Source organism: Amycolatopsis sp. cmx-4-83 (assembly GCF_046548815.1).
GTDB classification, from domain to species: domain Bacteria; phylum Actinomycetota; class Actinomycetes; order Mycobacteriales; family Pseudonocardiaceae; genus Amycolatopsis; species Amycolatopsis pretoriensis_A.
This window is the reverse complement of record NZ_JAEBEF010000001.1, coordinates 663491-681433: the sequence shown is the minus strand read 5'-3', so window position 1 is coordinate 681433 and position 17943 is coordinate 663491. Positions and strand designations below refer to the sequence as shown.

The 17943-nt window shown below is 69.3% G+C and carries 17 protein-coding genes and 1 pseudogene; 9 read left to right on the top strand and 9 right to left on the bottom strand.

What is annotated here, in order from left to right:
- Positions 1-6 precede the first annotated feature (6 nt).
- Both ACLJQM_RS03500 and ACLJQM_RS03495 read left to right on the top strand, forming a co-directional pair.
- Complete coding sequence (locus tag ACLJQM_RS03500) at positions 7-762, top strand: hypothetical protein (protein WP_410630125.1); 756 nt, start codon at positions 7-9, stop codon at positions 760-762.
- 2 nt (positions 763-764) lie between these two features.
- Complete coding sequence (locus ACLJQM_RS03495) at positions 765-1337, top strand: hypothetical protein (RefSeq protein ID WP_410630124.1); 573 nt, start codon at positions 765-767, stop codon at positions 1335-1337.
- Here the strand turns inward: ACLJQM_RS03495 and ACLJQM_RS03490 are convergent.
- Entirely contained in the window at positions 1334-2200 is an 867-nt protein-coding gene (locus tag ACLJQM_RS03490; protein WP_410630123.1) for a GH12 family glycosyl hydrolase domain-containing protein, read from the bottom strand. The two genes, ACLJQM_RS03495 and ACLJQM_RS03490, sit on opposite strands and share 4 nt — an antisense overlap.
- Before the next feature lie 64 nt (positions 2201-2264).
- A complete protein-coding gene (locus ACLJQM_RS03485; protein ID WP_360768560.1) occupies positions 2265-2903 on the bottom strand; it encodes a TetR/AcrR family transcriptional regulator in 639 nt (212 codons plus the stop codon).
- 179 nt (positions 2904-3082) lie between these two features.
- Between ACLJQM_RS03485 and ACLJQM_RS03480 the strand changes: the two genes are divergently transcribed.
- From ACLJQM_RS03480 to ACLJQM_RS03470, 3 genes are read left to right on the top strand one after another with little or no spacing between them, the layout of a single operon-like run.
- The gene (locus ACLJQM_RS03480) at positions 3083-4306 is read left to right on the top strand and encodes a cytochrome P450 (protein WP_360768557.1); all 1224 of its coding nucleotides are present in this window, start codon (positions 3083-3085) and stop codon (positions 4304-4306) included.
- Between the two features lie 7 nt (positions 4307-4313).
- Entirely contained in the window at positions 4314-5519 is a 1206-nt protein-coding gene (locus tag ACLJQM_RS03475; protein WP_410630122.1) for a cytochrome P450, read from the top strand.
- 39 nt (positions 5520-5558) lie between these two features.
- Positions 5559-5753: a ferredoxin gene (locus ACLJQM_RS03470; protein WP_086858280.1), complete on the top strand. Its 195-nt coding sequence runs from the start codon at positions 5559-5561 to the stop codon at positions 5751-5753.
- 275 nt (positions 5754-6028) lie between these two features.
- Here the strand turns inward: ACLJQM_RS03470 and ACLJQM_RS03465 are convergent, their stop codons facing one another.
- Genes ACLJQM_RS03465 through ACLJQM_RS03450 form a run of 4 tightly spaced genes read right to left on the bottom strand, consistent with a single transcriptional unit; the run spans position 6029 to position 10116 of the window.
- The gene (locus ACLJQM_RS03465) at positions 6029-6856 is read right to left on the bottom strand and encodes a carbohydrate ABC transporter permease (protein WP_410630121.1); all 828 of its coding nucleotides are present in this window, start codon (positions 6854-6856) and stop codon (positions 6029-6031) included.
- Positions 6853-7785, bottom strand: coding sequence for a carbohydrate ABC transporter permease (locus ACLJQM_RS03460; protein WP_410630120.1), 933 nt, complete (start codon positions 7783-7785; stop codon positions 6853-6855). The genes ACLJQM_RS03465 and ACLJQM_RS03460 overlap by 4 nt, the downstream gene beginning before the upstream one ends.
- On the bottom strand, positions 7785-9125 hold the full coding sequence (locus ACLJQM_RS03455; RefSeq protein ID WP_410630119.1) for an ABC transporter substrate-binding protein: 1341 nt from the start codon (positions 9123-9125) through the stop codon (positions 7785-7787). The genes ACLJQM_RS03460 and ACLJQM_RS03455 overlap by 1 nt, the downstream gene beginning before the upstream one ends.
- The gene (locus ACLJQM_RS03450; protein ID WP_360768540.1) at positions 9112-10116 is read right to left on the bottom strand and encodes a zinc-dependent alcohol dehydrogenase family protein; all 1005 of its coding nucleotides are present in this window, start codon (positions 10114-10116) and stop codon (positions 9112-9114) included. Before ACLJQM_RS03450 ends, ACLJQM_RS03455 begins: the two co-directional genes overlap by 14 nt.
- Positions 10117-10245: 129 nt before the next feature.
- Between ACLJQM_RS03450 and ACLJQM_RS03445 the strand changes: the two genes are divergently transcribed.
- Positions 10246-11232 carry a sugar-binding transcriptional regulator gene (locus tag ACLJQM_RS03445; protein WP_360768538.1) on the top strand — a complete coding sequence of 329 codons (987 nt, stop codon included), beginning with the start codon at positions 10246-10248 and terminating at the stop codon, positions 11230-11232.
- A gap of 120 nt (positions 11233-11352) precedes the next feature.
- Positions 11353-12003, top strand: coding sequence for a hypothetical protein (locus ACLJQM_RS03440; RefSeq protein WP_410630118.1), 651 nt, complete (start codon positions 11353-11355; stop codon positions 12001-12003).
- Here the strand turns inward: ACLJQM_RS03440 and ACLJQM_RS03435 are convergent.
- Positions 11894-12217 carry a winged helix-turn-helix transcriptional regulator gene (locus ACLJQM_RS03435; protein WP_360768533.1) on the bottom strand — a complete coding sequence of 108 codons (324 nt, stop codon included), beginning with the start codon at positions 12215-12217 and terminating at the stop codon, positions 11894-11896. The two genes, ACLJQM_RS03440 and ACLJQM_RS03435, sit on opposite strands and share 110 nt — an antisense overlap.
- Positions 12218-12276: 59 nt before the next feature.
- Here ACLJQM_RS03435 and ACLJQM_RS03430 point away from each other — a divergent pair.
- A pseudogene (locus ACLJQM_RS03430) lies at positions 12277-12867 on the top strand (NADPH-dependent F420 reductase); the annotation flags it as partial.
- Position 12868: 1 nt separating this feature from the next.
- Here ACLJQM_RS03430 and ACLJQM_RS03425 read toward each other — a convergent pair.
- The gene (locus tag ACLJQM_RS03425) at positions 12869-13909 is read right to left on the bottom strand and encodes a C45 family autoproteolytic acyltransferase/hydolase (RefSeq protein ID WP_410630117.1); all 1041 of its coding nucleotides are present in this window, start codon (positions 13907-13909) and stop codon (positions 12869-12871) included.
- Between the two features lie 100 nt (positions 13910-14009).
- Positions 14010-16514 (bottom strand): DEAD/DEAH box helicase, encoded by a 2505-nt coding sequence (locus ACLJQM_RS03420; RefSeq protein WP_410630116.1) that lies wholly within the window; start codon positions 16512-16514, stop codon positions 14010-14012.
- A 147-nt stretch (positions 16515-16661) separates the two neighbouring features.
- Here ACLJQM_RS03420 and ACLJQM_RS03415 point away from each other — a divergent pair, with 147 nt between their 5' ends.
- Positions 16662-17930: a primosomal protein gene (locus tag ACLJQM_RS03415; RefSeq protein ID WP_247014805.1), complete on the top strand. Its 1269-nt coding sequence runs from the start codon at positions 16662-16664 to the stop codon at positions 17928-17930.
- The last annotated feature ends 13 nt before the right edge of the window (positions 17931-17943 follow it).

Genomic DNA, 17943 nt, shown 5'->3' with positions numbered 1-17943 from the left:
ACGGCCATGACCGCACCCGCCGGCACCGCGATCATCGACCGGACCCTCGAAGACCTGCGCGCCATCGAGGAGAAGTTCCGGGAGTTCATGGCCAAGGTCCGTGACCTCCTCGAATGGGTACCCGGCGCCCTGGAGTCCCTGATCCAGCCGATCATCGATCTGGTGAACTACGTCAACGAGAAGTTCGCCCAGTACCAGCAGGCGGCTCAACGGCTCTTCACGGACGTGGGCGATCCCGACAAGCTGAAGCAGGTCGGCCGGCAGTGGATCGAAGAGTTCTCGCACACCGTCGATGACATCGCGGGCACTCTGCACCTGGACAAGCTGAAGGCCAACATCTACTGGCAAGGCCGAGCCGCCGAGACCTACAAGGCGGCCGTTCCCGCTCAGATCGATCACCTGGATTCGATGAAGGACCTGGGCGAGCAGATGCGCGATTCGCTCAACAACCTCGCCAACGGCATCGACTCCTTCTGGCTCGCCATGAAGGTCATCGTCGGTGGCCTGATCGCCGCCATCGTGTCGGCCATCCTCACCGCGGCCACCGTCGTGGGCCTACCGCTGGCTCTCGGGATCATCGCCGGGGCGATTTCCATGGCCGTTCCCGCCATCACCGGCACGGTCATCGCGATCGAGACACTGCTGGACGTGATCGAAACCGAGCAGAACTCCATCCAGGCCAAGGTCGACGACCTCGGCGACCAGTGGGAGCGAACCGACACCAAAACCATGTCGCACCCCGGTGACTGGCGGGTCAACTGACCGTGCCCGGCCACTCGATCGACTCACGGGCCTACGTGTGGCTCCCGCCCCGGCTGGTCGCCAAGCTGAAGCGCACGCTGCCCCTGCTCGGCGGGCTGACCACCGCCCTCGCACTGGCCATGGCCGTCGCCGTCCCGGTCATGGGCTACCGCCTGCCGACCAGTCACAGCGCCACCAACGGCATCTCCGTCATGCTCGCCATGTTCAGCGCCGTGCTGCTGCTGATGTCCGGCGTCGCGCTGCTCTTCGCGCCCGCCTGGATCGAGGTCGGGCACCACCCGGGCGGAACCGGCCACGTTCTGCGGCTGCGGCCGGCGTCCATCTCGGCCGGTCCGCTCTGCGGCGGGTGCGCGTCGATCGTCGTGCTCCCCCTGTTCTACCTCTTCTACGCGACTCCGCTGACCTGGTCCGATCCCGGTCCGGTCAACCCGCACGGGTACACGCAGATCACCTTCGGCATCTTCGTGTACCTGGTCATGCCGCTGATCGCCTTCGCGCTCGGCGTCGTCGACGCCGTGATCGGCTGGCCACTTCTGCGCCCCTCCCAGCGGACCATCCAGCGCTACGCCCGCTAGCTCATCGACACCGAGAAGTCCGTCAGCGTGAACCGCGCCTTGCCCCCGCCCGTCGAGCAGAACTCGATCCCGTACCCGATCTGGTTCACCGTCGGGTTCGCCGGGATCAGCCCCTTCCCGATCGCCCACGCGATCATCGCCTTCAGGTCCACCGTTCCCGAGTACTGCGTCGTCCGCGAAACGAACGCCACGTAGCCCTCGTCCTCCGCCCAGACGTCGTACGTGAAGCCGCCCGCGGTGTACGTCGTCAGTTTGTCGCCCGCCGGGACCTGTTTGCGGTTCTCCGTCCAGACCATCAGCTCGCTGACGCCCTTGCCGTCGCCCACGCCGTTCAGCCAGAGGTCGTACGCCACGTCGTAGACGCCGATGCCCGGACCGCGGCCGGCGAACGTCGACTTGATCACCGAATAGTCGTTGAACGGCTTCCCGTTCTGGTCGGCGATGTCCTTGTGCACGTTCGGATAGGTTTTCACCGACGTCGAATCCGGCTGGACGGAATCGACGTACCAGTTGTCGTACGCGCAGGCTCGCAGTGTTTCCGGACCCGCCTCGCCCGCGTTCCACATGTTGTTGTGGACGTAGTAGCCGCCATCCGACCAGCCGCCGTCGGGGTCGCTCGTCGTGAACTCCGGACTGCCGCAGTTGCGCGCCGGGGTCACCGACGGCGGGGCCGGCGTGGGGGCCGGTGTCGGCGTAATAGCAGGTCGGGACGTCGACGACGGCACCGAAGTCGCGGGCGCGAGCGACGCGCTGGTCGTCGGCGGCAGCGGTGGAGCCGCGCCGGCGACCGGCGTGGCGCCGTCGTGGCCGCAGCCCGCGAGCAGCAGCAAGGGAATGACCAACAACGCGGTTCTTCGTCGCATTTTCCCGCCCCACGGCCAGAATCAGGCAGAACGAGGCGGAACATTAACACGGAAATCCGGAGAATCAGCCGGGTTCCAGGTCACGGGATGTGATCGGACGGCCCGGGAGTTCGGTTCCCGGCTGCGCGCTGAGGCCGTCGATCATGATGCCGACGCAGCGGCGGGCCGCCATTTCGGCGACGTCCGCGGTCTTCGCGCGCATCTGGCGCAGCAGCGTCGCGAACAGGATCGCGATGTCGCCGGCGCCGACGTCGTCGCGGAGCTTGCCTTCCGCCTGCGCGCCGTGCACGAGCCGGTCCACCACCGACAGGATCTCGTCCCGCAGCAGCCGGACCTGCGGATCGTTCTTCAGGATCACCAGCGCCCGGTGCGACACCATCGCCAGCTGGATGCTCAGCTGCAGCTCCACCGACTGCCGCAGCAGCCGCTCGAGCGCGCGCCACGACGACGTCTCCTCGGCTTCGATCCGCTTCGCGTCGATCAGCACCTGCTCGAAGTTGTCCATCGCGACCGCGCGCACCAGCGCGTCCCGGTCCGGGAAGCGCCGGTAGAGCGTGCCCACGCCGACGCCGGCGGCGCGGGCGATCTCCTCCATCGGCACCTCGGGACCGGACACGGCGAAGATGCTCTTCGCGGCGGCCAGGATCTGGTCGCGGTTGCGCCGCGCGTCCGCCCGCAGGGTGGTCTCGGGGTCTGCCGTCATGCCGTTCGCTCCTCGCTGAATCGCGCGGAGTGATTCTCGCACGGTCAGGCGGCCACGCACTGGCTCCGCAACCAGTCACCCGTTAGCTAGTGGACGACTTCCCTCCGCTTCGGTACGTTGGGACGTAGAACCGGAATGTAATCCTCCGCATACGTTACGTCCGCTTTAGGGGGCCCGAAATGACCGAAGTCGCTGAACCCACCACGAAGGACGAAGTCTTCCCGCTGGAACGCACCTGCCCGTTCGCGCCGCCGGCGGCCTACGGGAAGCTGCGCGCGGCGGGCCCGGTCCAGCGCGTCGAGCTGCAGTCCGGCCAGGAGGCCTGGGCCATCACCCGGCTCGAGGACGTCCGGCAGATGCTCACCGACCCGCGGTTCAGCTCCGACCGGTTCAACCCCGGCTTCCCGTTCCTGACCAAGCAGGGGCGGCCGGTCCGCCGGAGCAACTTCACCGCGTCGCTGATCAACATGGACCCGCCCGAGCACGGGCCGGCCCGCCGCGAGGTCGTGGGCGAATTCACCGTCCGCCGGATGAAGGCGCTCGAGCCGCGCATCCAGCAGATCGTCGACGAGCACATCGACGCGATCCTGGCCGGCCCGAAGCCCGCCGACCTCGTCACCGCGCTCTCGCTGCCGGTGCCGTCGCTGGTCATCTGCGAGCTGCTCGGTGTGCCCTACGGCGACCACGAGTTCTTCCAGGTCCGCAGCTCGACGCTGCTCAACCGGGACGTCGACCAGGAGGTCCGGGTCCAGGCCGTCGACGAGCTGCAGGAGTACCTGGACCAGCTCGTCGGCAAGAAGGAAGCCGACCCGACCGACGACCTGCTCGGCCGCCAGGTCCTCAAGCAGCGCGAGGAGCACGGCGACGTCGACCACGACTCGCTGGTCTCGCTGGCGTTCCTGCTGCTCATCGCCGGGCACGAGACGACGGCGAACATGATCTCGCTGGGCACGGTCGCGCTGCTGGAGAACCCGGACCAGCTCGAGATCATCAAGAACGACCCCGGCAAGACGCTCGACGCCGTCGAGGAGCTGCTGCGGTACTTCACGATCGCGGAGTTCGCGACCTCGCGCGTCGCCACCGAGGACGTCGAGATCGGCGGGCAGCTGATCCGCGCCGGCGAAGGCGTGCTCGGCCTCAGCTACTCCGGCAACCGCGACGAAGCCGCGTTCGAGAACGCCGACGAACTCGACCTCGAGCGCGGCGCGCGCCACCACGTCGCCTTCGGCTTCGGCCCGCACCAGTGCCTCGGCCAGAACCTGGCCCGGATGGAGCTGCAGATCGTGTTCGACACGCTCTTCCGCCGCCTCCCGGAGCTCAAGCTGGCCGCGCCGGTCGACCAGCTGCCGTTCAAGCACGACTCGTCCATCTTCGGGCTCTACTGCCTGCCCGTGACCTGGTGAGGACGCCATGACCACCGTCGAAGAGCCCGTCCACGATTTTCCGATGACCCGCACGTGCCCGTTCGCGCCGCCGCCGGCGTACGAGGAGATCCGCGAGGAGGACGCCGTCTCGCGGGTCCGGCTGCCCGACGGCGGCCAGGCCTGGGTGGTCACCCGGCTCGAGGACGTCCGGACGGTGCTGAACGACCGGCGCTTCAGCGCCGACCGACAGCACCCGGACTTCCCGCAGCTGGTCAAGGGCGGGTTCCGGCGCCAAGGCGACGAGCGCACCATGATCACCATGGACGCGCCGGAGCACGGGCCGGCCCGCAAGGCCGTGCTGGGCGAGTTCACCGTCCGCCGGATGGAGGCGCTACGGCCGCGGATCCAGCAGATCGTCGACGAGCGGATCGACGCGCTGCTGGCCGGGCCGAACCCCGGTGACCTGGTGGAAGCGCTTTCGCTGCCGGTGCCGTCGCTGGTGATCTGCGAGATGCTCGGCGTCCCGTACGGCGACCACGACTTCTTCCAGGAACACACGGCGAAGCTGATCAAGCGCTCGACGTCGCCGGAGGACCGGCGGGCGGCGTTCGACACCATCCGCGGGTACATGGCCGACCTCATCGCGACGAAGGAGGCGAACCCGCCGGACGACCTGCTCGGGCGGCAGATCGTCAAGCTGCGCGAAGACGGCACCTACCGGCGGGAGCAGCTGGCCGCGACCGGGTTCCTGCTGCTGGTGGCCGGGCACGAGACGACGGCGAACATGATTTCGCTGTCCACCGTGGCGTTCCTGCGCAACCCCGGGCAGCTCGCGGTGATCAAGGACGACCCGGGCAAGACGCTCGACGCGGTCGAGGAGATGCTGCGCTACTGGACGATCGTGGACGCGGCCACCGCGCGCCTCTGCGTCGAGGACGTCGAGGTCGGCGGCCAGCTGATCCGGGCGGGCGAGGGCGTGCTGGCGCTGGGCTACTCGGCCAACCGCGATCCGCGCGCGTTCGAGAACGCCGACGAGCTGGACATCGAGCGCGGCGCACGCCACCACGTCGCCTTCGGCTTCGGGCCGCACCAGTGCCTCGGCCAGAACCTGGCCCGGATGGAACTGCAGATCGTGTTCGACACGCTCTTCCGCCGGATCCCGTCGCTGGCGCTGGGCGCGGACGTCGACGACCTGCCGTTCAAGGACGACGCGAACATCTACGGCCTGTACCGGCTGCCGGTGACCTGGTAGAGATCGACCGGACGGCCCTCCCACCACAGGAGAAGAACCATGAAGATCATCGCGGACACCGGCAAGTGCGTCGGCGCCGGTCAGTGCGTGCTCACCGAGCCCGAACTGTTCGACCAGAGCGAGGACGACGGCACGGTCATCGTGCTGAACGAGACGCCCGAGGGCGAACTGGTCGAGAAGGCCCGCGAAGCGGTGCACGTCTGCCCCAGCCAGGCCCTCTCGCTGCAGGAGTGACGTGGCCCGGTCGTGAGTGTTTAGGGCGGTTCCCACCGCCCTAAACACTCACGACGGAGTGATCCACCTCGGTCTTGGTCATCCACAGATTTGCCGCGCGTGGTCGTGCACCGCTCAAGCGCCCTGCGTCACACAACGCTCGACGCCACACCGCCCCGGACCCGTGGGCTGGACACCGTCGTCGATCTGGCCGTCTCGCAGGAGGCCCGGGGGCCCGACCAGCACCAGGAACTCGCCGTCCGGCACCGCGAGGTCGAGACCGTCGACGGCGCGAACTACTTCACCGCTCCCATCGACAGCCCCCGGACGAGGTGGTTCTGCGCGATCCAGCCGACGATCATCACCGGCAGCGAGGCCAGCAGCGCGGCGGCGGAAAGCTGGGCCCAGTACAGGCCCTCACTGGTGATGAACCCGACGAGGAACACCGGCACCGTGCCGGCCCGCGCCGCCGTCAGGTTGACCGCGTAGAAGAACTCGGTCCAGGAGAAGATGACGCAGATCAGCGCGGTCGCCGCGATCCCGGGCGCGACCACCGGCATGATGATCTTGCGCAGCAACGTCGGCAGGTTCGCGCCGTCGATCCGCCCGGCCTCGATCATCTCGTGCGGCACTTCCAGGAAGAACGACCGCATCATCCAGATGGCCAGCGGCAGGTTCATCGACGTGTACAGGATGACCAGCGCCCACACCGTGTCCAGCAGCTCCGTGTTCTGGGAAATGATGTACAGCGGGATGATCGCCGCCACGATCGGCAGCATCTTCGTCGAGAGGAAGAAGCCGAGCGCGTTCGACGTCTTCTTCACCGGCGCCAGCGACAACGCGTACGCCGCCGGGATGCCCAGGAGGAGCACCAGCACCGTCGAAAGCACGGTGACGAACGCGGAGTTCGACACGTACGGCAGGAACCCGCCCTTCAGCACGTTGGCGATCTGGTCGAACGTCGGGCTGAAGAACAGCTTCGGCGGGTCGGTGTAGGCGTCGGACTCCTGCTTGAACGCCGTGAGGATCATCCACAGCAGCGGGAAGACGAACACGATCGCGATGATCCACGTGACGACGGTGAGCGAACGAGGGCCGGCCTTGCCGCGGGCGAGCGTGGTCACTTGACGCCTCCATCCACCGAGAACGTGCGGAACATCAAGCGCAGCGCGAAGGTCGCGACGATCATCGTCAGGATGACCACGACCACGCCCATGGCGGACGACTGGCCGACGTCGAAGCCTTCGAACGCGCGCTGGTAGATGTAGTACGGCAGGTTGGTGCTCGCGGTACCCGGACCGCCCTGCGTCATCAGGAAGATCGCGTCGAAGCTGTTCACGATGTAGATCGCGCCCAGCAGCGTCGCCAGCTGCAGGAACCGGGACAGGTGCGGCAGCGTGATGGACACGAACGTCCGCCACCGGCCCGCACCGTCCACATCGGCCGCTTCGAGGACGTCCTTGGGCTGGCTCTGCAGGCCCGCGAGGATGAGCAGCATCATGAACGGCGTCCACTGCCAGACGATCTGCGCCATCACCGCCGCCAGCGGGAACTCCGAAAGCCAGTCGACGTCGGTACCGAAGACGAAGTGCAGCAGCCCGTAGGTCGGGTCGAACATCGTCGTCTTCCACAGCAGCGCGCCGGCCGCGGGCAGAATCAGGAACGGCGTGATCAGCAACGTCCGGACCACGCCGCGGCCGAAGAACTTCCGGTCGAGCAGGATCGCCAGGCCGAGGCCCAGCAGCAGCGCGACCAGCACGCACACCACCGTCAGCACCACGGTGTTGAGCAGGGCGACCAGGAACGTCGTGTCGCTGAAGACGTCGATGTAGTTGTCGAGACCGACGAAGTGCCGCGAACCCGGGCGGACCAGGTTCCACGACTGGAACGAGTAGAACACGGTGAGCAGGAACGGAAGCTGCGTCACCGCGATGACGAAGACCAGCGCGGGCAGCAGCGGCAGCCGCCGCTTGGCCGCGGTGCTCAGGCCGCGCTTCTCCACGGCCTTCGCGTGAGCCTGGGACTTGGGCGTGTCGACCGAGAGCGTGGACATCACTGCACCGCCTTGTAGGAGTCGCCCACGGTCCGGGCGTAGTCCTGGGACTGCTTCAGCGCGTCGTCGACCGACTCGCGCCCGGCGATCGCCGCCGACAGCTGCTGGCTCACCCGGGTGCCCAGGTCCTGGAACTCGGGGATGCCGACGAACTGGATGCCGGGGTAGGGCACCGGGTTCGCCATGGCCTTCTGCTGGTTCGCGTCCGCGATCCCGTCCAATGTGGGCTTCGCGTACGCCGCGGCCGCTTTGGCGTAGTCCGGGATGTCGTAAGTGGACTGTCGCACACCCGGCGGGACGCGGTTCCAGCCGTAGGTCGCCCCGACCTTCCGCACGTACGCCTTGTCGGTCATCCAGGCCATGAACTTCCAGGCCGCGTCCTTGTCCTCGGCGACCTTCGGGATGCCGAGCGCCCAGGTGTAGAGCCAGCCGCTGGCCTGGGTCTTGACCACCGGCGCCGGCGCGTACCCGGACTTGCCGACGATCTTGCTGCTCGACGGGTCCTCGTTCGTGCCCGCCATGACCGTGGCGTCGTACCACATCGCGGCCTGGCCTTGCGTGTACCGCGTGCCGCACTCGGAGAACCCGGCGCTGGAGGCGCCGACCTCACCGTGGTCGCGGATCAGGCCGACGTAGAAGTTCGCGGCCTCCTCGAACTCCGGCGACGTCAGCTTGGCGTTCCAGTCCTTGTCGAAGTACTGGGCGCCGAAGGTGTTGGCCACCGTGCTGAACGGCGCGAGGCTCTCCCCCCAGCCGGGCTTGCCGCGCAGGCAGATACCGGCGACGCCGTCGGCCTTGTCGTCGAGCTTCGCGGCGAAGTCGGCGACCTGCTGCCACGTCGGTTTGGCCGGCATGGTCAGCCCGGCCTTCTCGAAGAGGTCCTTGCGGTAGGCCAGGAACGACGACTCGCCGTAGAACGGCACGGCGTACATCTGGTTCTCATACGACAGCGACTGCTTGATGCTGGGGATGAAGTCGCCTTCGTCGTAGCCCTGGGTGGCCGCCATGTGCGGTTCGAGGTTCTCGAGCCAGCCGTTGGCCGCCCACTGCGGGGCCTCGTAGTTGCTGATCATGACGACGTCGAACTCGCCGCCCTCGGTGGCCGTCGACGCGGTGATCTTGGCGCGGGCCTGGTTTTCCGGCAGCGAAACGAACTTGAGGTTGATGCCCGTCGCCTTCTCGAACTCCGGCGCGAGCGAGATCGCGTCCTTCATCTGCGGGTTCGACACGATCGCGATGACGAGCGTGGAGCCGCCGGTGCCGACCGAGCCGGCACCCGCGCACCCCGTGGCCACCAGCGACGTCGCGGCGAGGAGGGTGAGCAGCTTACGCACGGCCACCTCCGGGGAGTACCTGGACCTTGAGGCCCGCGCCGCTGCGCATCTTGGCCAGCGCGTCCGGGTACTGCTCGAGCGGCAGCCGGTCGGTGAGCAGCTCTCCGGTGTCGATCGCGCCGTCCGCGACGAGGTCGAGCGCGACGCCGTAGCTGTCGAGCACGGCCATCGAGCCGACAATGGTGATCTCGTCGTTGTAGATGCGGAACGGCGAGAGCGCGACGCGGGCTTCGGCCGGTGCGACGCCGAAGACGAGCAGCCGGCCACCGCGTCGGGTGGCGTCGAACGCCGCTTCGATGGCGGGCGCGGCGCCGGTGCAGTCGACGGCGACGTCGAACTTCTCGTCGTTCAGCTCGCCGACGTCCGCCGCGGTGGCGACGGCGCCGAGCCGGGACGCGCGCGGCAGCCGCTCGGCGTTGCGGTCGACCACCGTGACGTGCGCGCCGGCCCGCTGCAGCAGCTGCTGCATGATCAGGCCCATCGTGCCGGCCCCGACGACGAGGAAGCGCTCTCCGGCTTCGACCCCGACCCGGCGCACGCCGTGCACCGCGCAGGAAACAGGTTCGACCAGCGCGCCCTGTTCCCAGGTCATCGCGTCGGGCATGCGGTAGCAGTTCGCCGACGGGACGGCGACGTACTCGGCGAAGGCGCCGTCGACGGTGTCGCCGGTGGCGTTCCAGTTGGCGCAGAGGTTGCCGTGGCCGGAGCGGCACGGGCCGCAGTAGCCGCAGAACAGCGAGGGGTCGACGGCCACGCGGTCGCCGACCTGCCAGCCGCCCGGCACGTCCGAGCCGAGTTCGACGATCTCCCCGGCGAACTCGTGACCGGGGACGATCGGGTACGGGGTGGGCGGGAAGTGCCCGTCCGCGATGTGCAGGTCGGTCCCGCAGATCCCGCAGGCCCCGACCTTGACGACCACCTCGCGTTCCCGCGGCTTCGGATCGGGCACCTCACCGACCCTGATCTCGCCGGGCCGGTCGATGATGGCGGCACGCATGCCTAGCCCCTTTCCTCGCGCTCATATGAGCGGCAGTGACCTATGGCGTCGAGAACACGTGAAGGCATTACAGGTCTGACGTGTGTGATTCGTCAACCTTTTGCAGGGATTTCTGACTATAGTGCTCATATGAGCACGTCCAACAAACCGGTGGCCTTGACCGAAGCCATGCTGCTGGCGACCGTCGCCCGGCGCTTCTACGTGCAGGGACGCTCCAAGCTGGAGATCGCCGACGAGTTCGGCGTCAGCCGGTTCAAGGTCGCGCGGATGCTCGACACCGCCAGGGAGTCCGGGCTCGTTCGAGTGGAGTTCTCGCTGCCCGCGCCGGTCGACCTCGCCCTGTCCGACGAGGTGCGCTCGGCGTACGGCCTGCAGCGAGCCCTCGTTCTCGAACGCTCAACCGAGCGAGAACCGCGAGAGGTCGTCCGCGCGAAGATCGGGGCGCTGGCCGCCCGGCTGCTGGAGGAGATCGCCACTCCGTCCGACGTCATCGGGTTGTCGTGGGCGCGCTCGGTCAACGCGATGACCGAAGCGATCCGGAAGCTGCCGCGCTGCCCGGTCGTCCAGCTGTGCGGGGTGCAGGCGGGGGTGGACATGCGCGGCCGCTCGGTGGAGACGGTCAGCCGCGTGACGAGCGTGTCCGGCGGCGACGCCTACCCGATCTTCGGCCCGCTGGTGCTGCCCGACCGGCGCACGACGGAGACGTTGCGGCGCCAGCCGGGGATCGCCGAGACGTTCGGGCAGTTCCGGAACCTCACCAAAGCCGTGGTCAGCATCGGGGCGTGGCAGCCCGGCGAGTCGACGGTGTACGACGCGCTGGACGAGGCCGAGCGCGCGGCGATCGCGGCCCGCGGGGCGACGGCGGAGGTGGCCGCGCGGCTGTTCGACGCGGCCGGGAACGCGTTGTCCACCGGGCTGGCGCACCACGTGCTGGCGATCAGCCACGAGGAGCTGATGGCGGTGCCGGAGGTGATCGCGCTGGGCTACAGCAAGCCGAAGGCGGCGGCGGTGGACGCGGTGCTGCGGTCCGGGATGGCGTCGACGCTGATCACCGACGCGGCCGCCGCGGTCCCCCTCCTGGCCCTGGCCGCGAAGAACCCGGTCGCGACCACCTGAGGCGTACGGCCGCCGCGGGTTCGTACTCCGCCGGGAGTACGCGCGGCCTCCCGGGCTCCGGGGCGAAACCCGGGTCGCGCCCGATGTGCCGTGGTAGCCGGTTCGGCGAGCCTGAACGGCGTGAAGACTTCTCCCCGCTGGCGCCAGGCCGTCGTCTGGCTGCACGTCGTGTCGTCCGTCGCCTGGATGAGCCAGGCCCTCGCCTTGGTCGTGCTGACCGCCACGGGCGCGCCCGCGATGGCGGAGCGGCTCGACACCGTGCTGCTCGCGCCGATGGCGAACGCCTCCGCGTTCACCGGCCTCCTGCTCGCCGGCGCGACCGCGTGGGGCTACTTCCGGCACTGGTGGGTGCTCACGAAGTTCGTCCTGACACTGGTGCAGCTCTACGCCGGGATCTTCCTGCTCTCCCCCGCGCTGCACGGATCCGCGGACACCGGCGCGGTCGCCTGGCCGCAGATCGCGGGGGCGGCGGCGATGGCGAGCGCGCTGGCGTTCCAGGCGTGGCTTTCGGTCGCGAAGCCGGGCCGCAAGACACCGTGGTCGCCGCCCGCGAAGCCGCCGACCGCGCCGGCCTGGGTGTTCGTGGCGGGAGCCGGCGCGCCGGCGTTCGACGTCACCGCCGGACTGCTGCTGGGCTACCCGCTCCCGGCGTTGTCGCTGGTCACGCTGATCGTGCTCGGTTTTGAGCGGCGACGACGGCGTCGCCGTGCTCGGCAGCCCACCGCCCGAAGCCCTCGATCGGCGCCAGGAAGCTCGTGCCCAGCGACGTAAGCGCGTACGCGCCTTCGCGGCGCTCGACGAGCCCGTCGGACTCCAGGCGCCGCACGGCTTCGGTGAGCACCTTGGCGCTGATCCCGCCGATCTCGCGCCGCAGGTCGGCGTGCCGGCGCGGGCCGTGGCGCAGCGCCCACAGCACCACCGGGTTCCAGGTGTTGGCGACCAGGTCGAACGCGAGCCGCGTCCGGCAGTCGGCGAGGAAGTCCATGGTTACCGTTCGGTTCCTTCCCGGGTTCCTACCGTCGTGCTGGTACCAGCCAAGCACAAGGAGGACGCATGCGGATCGGGATCTTCGGCACGGGCGGGATGGCGGACGCGCTCGGCACGCAGTGGGCGAGGGCCGGCCACGAGCTTCGGGTGAGCGGCCGGTCCGACCCCGCCGCGTTGGCGGCGCGACTCGGCGCTTCCCCCGGTTCTTGGCGCGAGACGGCGGAGTCCGCCGACGTGCTGCTCCTGGCGGTGCCGTCGTCCGCGGTCGGCGAGGTCGTCGCGGCGGCGGGTCCCCTGGCCGGGAAGGTGCTGGTGGACTGCACCAACGACCCGGCGCTGACCGGGGCACCGGTGGCGGCGCGGATCGCCACGGACGCCCACGTGGTGAAGGCGTTCAACCTCGCCCACGTCGACGTCTGGCGGATGACACCCCCGGTGTTCGGCGGCCGCCCGCTGTCGGTTCCGTTGTGCGGCGACGACCCGGCTGCGCTCGACGCGGTGAGCACGCTGGTGCGGGACGTCGGCGCGAAGCCGGTGGTCGCGGGTGGTCTGGACCGCGCGGCCCTGCTGGAGGCCACCGCGGCGTTCGCCATCGGGCTGTGGTTCGCGGGCGAAGACGCCCAGGCGATCCTGACCCCGGTGGCGTAGCTCAGCCCACGTCGTCGACGTTCCCCGCGGCCAGGTCCGGTGCCCGCGCCTGCAGCGGCTCCCCGCCGCGGGGTACCAGCGTCACCTCGCCCGAACCGAGGTCCGTCACCACCGTGCTCAACGTCAGCAGCTCGTCGCCGCCGGCCGCGGTGCGGTGGACGTCGTTCGTCAACGTCGAGACCAGCCACTTCGCGTCCGGGGACGTCGGGGTCAGGTGCGCGCACACCTCCGCGCGGTCGAGGCTCTCCTCCCCCGCGCCGTCCAGGTGCGGTAGCTGGCGGAAGTGGTTGGTGTGCCAGGAAAGCCCACTGGTCACAGTGGACACCGCGGTGTCGTGGCCCGCCTTCTCCACCACCGTCACCGCCGGCGCGCCCAGCCGGCCCATCGTGTAGGCGAAGCCGCCCGCCGAAGCGTGGGAACGCAGCAGGGACACCGCTTCCGGCACCGAAGTCGCGCGCTGGGCCGTGCGGGCCACGAAATGGCGGCCGGCGCACGGCGACGGCGTCACCACGCTCACGCTGTCGATGCCCCACACCAGTCCGTGCGTCGTCAGCGTGAACGTGTTCGACGGCAGGAAACCCGGGTACCACCAGACGCACACGCCGGGCTCGCCGTCGAGCAGCAGCGTCAGCAGGCGGCCGATGCCGTCGAACACCGGGGCGCCGTCCTCGTTGTGGCCGAGCAGCGACGGCGAACCCGCCCACGCGAGGTCCGTGCAGCCGGTGCCGTCGCCCGCGTCGAGGTCGCCGCGCAGGTTGGCCAGCAGCAGGTCGTCGAACGGGACGCCCGCGCCCGCGGCCAGCGCCGTCAGCTCGGCGTACGCGTCCGGGTGCTCGACCTGCGACGCCGCTTCGATCGCCCGGAACCGCACCGGCAACCGGCGGGCCCGCTCGGCGACCGGCCACGACGGCAGTCCCGCGAGGACGGTCCGGATGTCGTCGGCGGCGTACGCCCCCAGCTCGCGGAAAGCGGCTTCCCGGGGCCCCCGGACGATCGTCCAGCGCACGTCGCCGATCCGGTGCTCCCGCACTGTCGCCACCATGTGCTCACGATGACTGAGGGGTCGGGAATCCGCAACGGTCGGTGCCATCCGGGGCTTCGCCCCGGGCCGGGGGCTCCGCCACCCGGAACCTCCGAAAGCGTCAGTGGGCGCCCACCGCAATCACCCGGAGCACCGCGGACCCAGCCTCATCCGACGCGGCCAGGTCCACTTCGGCGCTGATGCCCCAGTCGTGGTCGCCGGCCGGGTCGTCGAAGATCTGCCGCACCTTCCAGACGTCCGGCTGCTGCTCGATCAGCAGCAGGGCCGGGCCGCGCGCGTCCGGGCCGGTGCCGAGCGAGTCGTACTCCTCGAAGTAGTCCTCGATGGCTTCCTGCCACGCGTCGGCGTCCCAGCCCGAAGCCGCGTCCAGCTCGCCGAGCGGGAACCACGCCCGCCGCCCGAACAGCTCGACGCGGCGGAACAGCTCGTTGCGCACCAGGACGCGGAACGCGCGCTCGTTGCGCGTGACGGCCGGGGGTTCGGACGGCGGCCGCGTCGACACCGGGCCCTCTTCGTCCGGGTGCCGCAGGGCTTCCCACTCGTCCAGCAGGCTCGAGTCGACCTGCCGGACCAGCTCGCCGAGCCACTCGATGAGGTCCTGCAGCGGCTCGGTCTTCGCCTCGTCCGGAACCGTGTGGCGCAGCGAGTCGTAGACGTCCGTGAGGTAGCGCAGCACCAGCCCTTCCGACCGGGCGAGCTGGTAGAAACCGATGTACTCGACGAAGTTCATCGCGCGCTCGTACATGTCGCGCACCACGGACTTCGGCGAGAGCTCGTAGTCGTCGACCCACGGGTGGCCCTGGCGGTAGCTGTGGAACGCGCCCTGCAGCAGCTCTTCCAGCGGCTTCGGGTAGCTGACGTTCTCGAGCAGCTCCATCCGCTCGTCGTACTCGATGCCCTCGGCCTTCATCGCGTTCACGGCCTCGCCGCGCGCCTTGAACTGCTGCTGCGACAGCACCGGCCGTGGATTGTCCACAGTGGATTCCACAGTGGACACGACGTCGAGCGGGTAGCTCGGCGAGTCCAGTTCGAACAGGTCGATCGCGGCCAGCGCGAACGGCGAAAGCGGCTGGTTGAGCGCGAAGTCGAACTGCAGGTCGACGGTGAGCCGGATGATCCGGCCCTGCTCGTCCGGCTCGTCCAGCCGTTCGACGACGCCGGCGGCGAGCAGCGCGCGGTAGATCGCGATGGCGCGCAGGATCAGCTTGCGCTGCGACGCGCGGTCCTCGTGGTTGTCCTCCAGGAGGTGCCGCATCGAGTCGAAGGCGTTGCCCGGCCGCGAAATCACGTTGAGCAGCATCGAGTGCGTGACCTTGAAGCTGGACGTCAGCGGCTCGGGCTCGGCCGCGATCAGCCGGTCGAACGTGCTCTCGGTCCAGTTGACGAAGCCCTCCGGCGCCTTCTTCCGGACGATCTTCTTTTTCTTCTTCGGGTCGTCGCCCGCTTTCTCGAGGGCCTTCGCGTTCTCGACGACGTGGTCGGGCGCCTGCACGACGACGTAGCCGTCGGTGTCGTAGCCCGCGCGCCCGGCGCGGCCGGCGATCTGGTGGAACTCGCGGGCCTTGAGGTGGCGCTGGCGGACGCCGTCGTACTTGGTCAGCGCGGAGAAGACCACCGTCCGGATCGGCACGTTGATGCCGACGCCGAGGGTGTCGGTCCCGCAGATCACCTTGAGCAGCCCCGACTGGGCCAAGGTCTCGACCAGCCGGCGGTACTTCGGCAGCATCCCGGCGTGGTGCACGCCGATGCCGTGGCGGACCAGCCGCGAGAGCGTCTTGCCGAAGCCGGCGGCGAACCGGAAGTCGCCGATCAGCTCCGCGATGGCCTCTTTCTCGGCCTTGGTCGTGACGTTGATGCTCATCAGCGTCTGCGCCCGCTCGATGGCCGCGGCCTGCGAGAAGTGCACGACGTACACCGGCGCCTGACCGCCGTGGAGCAGCTCCGACATGGTCTCGTGCAACGGCGTCAGCGCGTACCGGAAGGTCAGCGGCACCGGGCGCTGCGCCGACGTGACGACGGCCGTCGGCTTGCCGGTGCGGCGGGTGAGGTCCTTTTCGAAGAAGGACACGTCGCCCAACGTCGCCGACATCAGGACGAACTGGGCTCCTCGCAGCTCCAGCAGCGGCACCTGCCACGCCCAGCCGCGGTCGGGCTCGGAGTAGAAGTGGAACTCGTCGGCGACGACCTGCCCGACCGGCGCTTCGGCGCCGAAGCGCAACGCGATGTTCGCCAGGATTTCGGCCGTGCAGCAGATGATCGGGGCGTCGGGGTTGACGCTGGAGTCACCCGTCATCATCCCGACGTTGTCGGCGCCGAAGATCTCGATGAGCTGGAAGAACTTCTCCGAGACGAGGGCCTTGATGGGCGCGGTGTAGTAGCTGCGGCGGCCCTGGGCGAGCGCGGTGAAGTGCGCCCCGACGGCGACGAGGCTCTTCCCGGAGCCGGTCGGCGTCGAGAGGATGACGTTCGATCCGGAGACGACCTCCATCACCGCCTCCTCCTGCGCCGGGTACAGCTCGATGCCCCGATCGGCCGTCCAGGTCGTGAACGCTTCGAACAGGGCGTCGGGGTCGGGATCCGCAGGCAGGAGGTCTGTGAGAGTCATCAGGGGTCCATCGTGCCATCCGCTCGTCGCAAAGTCGGCAGGGGCGATCGCATCACGAGTGGTAAACCCGTAGGCTTCGCGTTACCGCGCTTCGACCGGCAGATACGGTGTCGCGCGCACACGGGCGGTACTCCGGAGGGCTTAGGAATGGCACAGGACATCATCCCGATCGAACTCGGGCTGCCACAAGGCGACGTCGTCACCTTGTGGGCCCCGCGCTGGCGGGAAGACGGCGAGGAGTGGGAAGCGTTCCTCGGCGACGAGGACGACCTGTACGCCTTCCCGGACGCCGCGCACCTGGCCGCCTTCGTCCGCACGTCCGAGCGGCACGACCTGCTCGACCACCCGGCGTGGGACGCGGTGCCGTCGCTGAACGTGCCCGAGCTGATCCCGGACGAGGACCACACGTACGACCTCGTCGGCGTGCCCGAGCTCGTCGCCGAGGAGCCGGACGTCTGGCACATCGCCGAGCTGGCCGAGATCGTCGGCATCGTGCGCTCGCTCGCCGACGTCTGCGACCTCGAAGAGGTCCACGAGATCCTCGACTCGACCGAGGGCTTCTCGCTGCTCGACCAGGGCACCCTCCCGTTCACCGGGAGCGTCGGCGTGCAGGTGTGGAACGACCTGTCCGAGACGGTGTCGACGAAGTGGGACACCGTGCTGGACGCGATCGACGGCCTGGTGACGGCGCCGGACGTCGACGAGAAGGTGCTGGAGCAGACCGCCGAGGAGCTGGCGGCGTTCCACGAGGAGTCCGCCGAGGCCGAGGCCGGCGCGGAGGGCGAAGAGGACCTCGAGGCGATCGACGCCGCGGACTCGGACGACGAGGACGACGACGAAGACGAGGAAGAGGGCCCGGTCGGCTTCTGGGCCGAGGTCGGCATCGACCCGATCAAGATCATCACCTCCGGCGCGGAGTACTACACGCTGCGCTGCTACCTCGACGACACCCCGGTCTTCCTCGGCAGCGAGGGCGAGATCGACGTGTTCACGTCCGAGAAGGCGCTGGCGCGGGCCCTGGCCGACGGCAAGGACCTGGCCGACACGGACCTCGCCGACGTGTCCACGTGGGACGAGGTGCTGGCGAAGGCCACGGCCGGCGAGCTCGAGATCGAGGTCGACGCGGAGAACACGTACGTGCTGACCGGCCTCGACGCGGACATCGCGGAGGGCCCGGAGGCGATCGACCCGACGCAGCTGGAGCTGGCGGTCGAGCTGATCACGGACGCGGCCGACTGGGCGGGCGACGAGAGCGTCGAAACGGCGCTGGCGTCGAACGAAAGCCTGGGCTGGCTGGTGTCGTTCGTGCTCCGCCCGGACCCGACGCGCCTCGAGCCGAGCGCGCCGTTCGACGCCGAGCAGAGCGCTTGGCGCAAGCTCGTCGAGACGTTCGAGAACCGCCTGACGGTGGCTTGATCTTTCACTCCGG

Excerpts from the sequence above, each read along its gene's own strand:
- ACLJQM_RS03500 (WP_410630125.1), top strand. The coding sequence starts at position 7 with ATGACCGCACCCGCCGGCACCGCGATCATCGACCGGACCCTCGAAGAC.
- ACLJQM_RS03490 (WP_410630123.1), bottom strand. The coding sequence starts at position 2,200 with ATGCGACGAAGAACCGCGTTGTTGGTCATTCCCTTGCTGCTGCTCGCG.
- ACLJQM_RS03485 (WP_360768560.1), bottom strand. The coding sequence starts at position 2,903 with ATGACGGCAGACCCCGAGACCACCCTGCGGGCGGACGCGCGGCGCAAC.
- ACLJQM_RS03480 (WP_360768557.1), top strand. The coding sequence starts at position 3,083 with ATGACCGAAGTCGCTGAACCCACCACGAAGGACGAAGTCTTCCCGCTG.
- ACLJQM_RS03475 (WP_410630122.1), top strand. The coding sequence starts at position 4,314 with ATGACCACCGTCGAAGAGCCCGTCCACGATTTTCCGATGACCCGCACG.
- ACLJQM_RS03470 (WP_086858280.1), top strand. The coding sequence starts at position 5,559 with ATGAAGATCATCGCGGACACCGGCAAGTGCGTCGGCGCCGGTCAGTGC.
- ACLJQM_RS03460 (WP_410630120.1), bottom strand. The coding sequence starts at position 7,785 with ATGTCCACGCTCTCGGTCGACACGCCCAAGTCCCAGGCTCACGCGAAG.
- ACLJQM_RS03450 (WP_360768540.1), bottom strand. The coding sequence starts at position 10,116 with ATGCGTGCCGCCATCATCGACCGGCCCGGCGAGATCAGGGTCGGTGAG.
- ACLJQM_RS03445 (WP_360768538.1), top strand. The coding sequence starts at position 10,246 with ATGAGCACGTCCAACAAACCGGTGGCCTTGACCGAAGCCATGCTGCTG.
- ACLJQM_RS03435 (WP_360768533.1), bottom strand. The coding sequence starts at position 12,217 with ATGGACTTCCTCGCCGACTGCCGGACGCGGCTCGCGTTCGACCTGGTC.
- ACLJQM_RS03425 (WP_410630117.1), bottom strand. The coding sequence starts at position 13,909 with ATGGTGGCGACAGTGCGGGAGCACCGGATCGGCGACGTGCGCTGGACG.
- ACLJQM_RS03420 (WP_410630116.1), bottom strand. The coding sequence starts at position 16,514 with ATGACTCTCACAGACCTCCTGCCTGCGGATCCCGACCCCGACGCCCTG.
- ACLJQM_RS03415 (WP_247014805.1), top strand. The coding sequence starts at position 16,662 with ATGGCACAGGACATCATCCCGATCGAACTCGGGCTGCCACAAGGCGAC.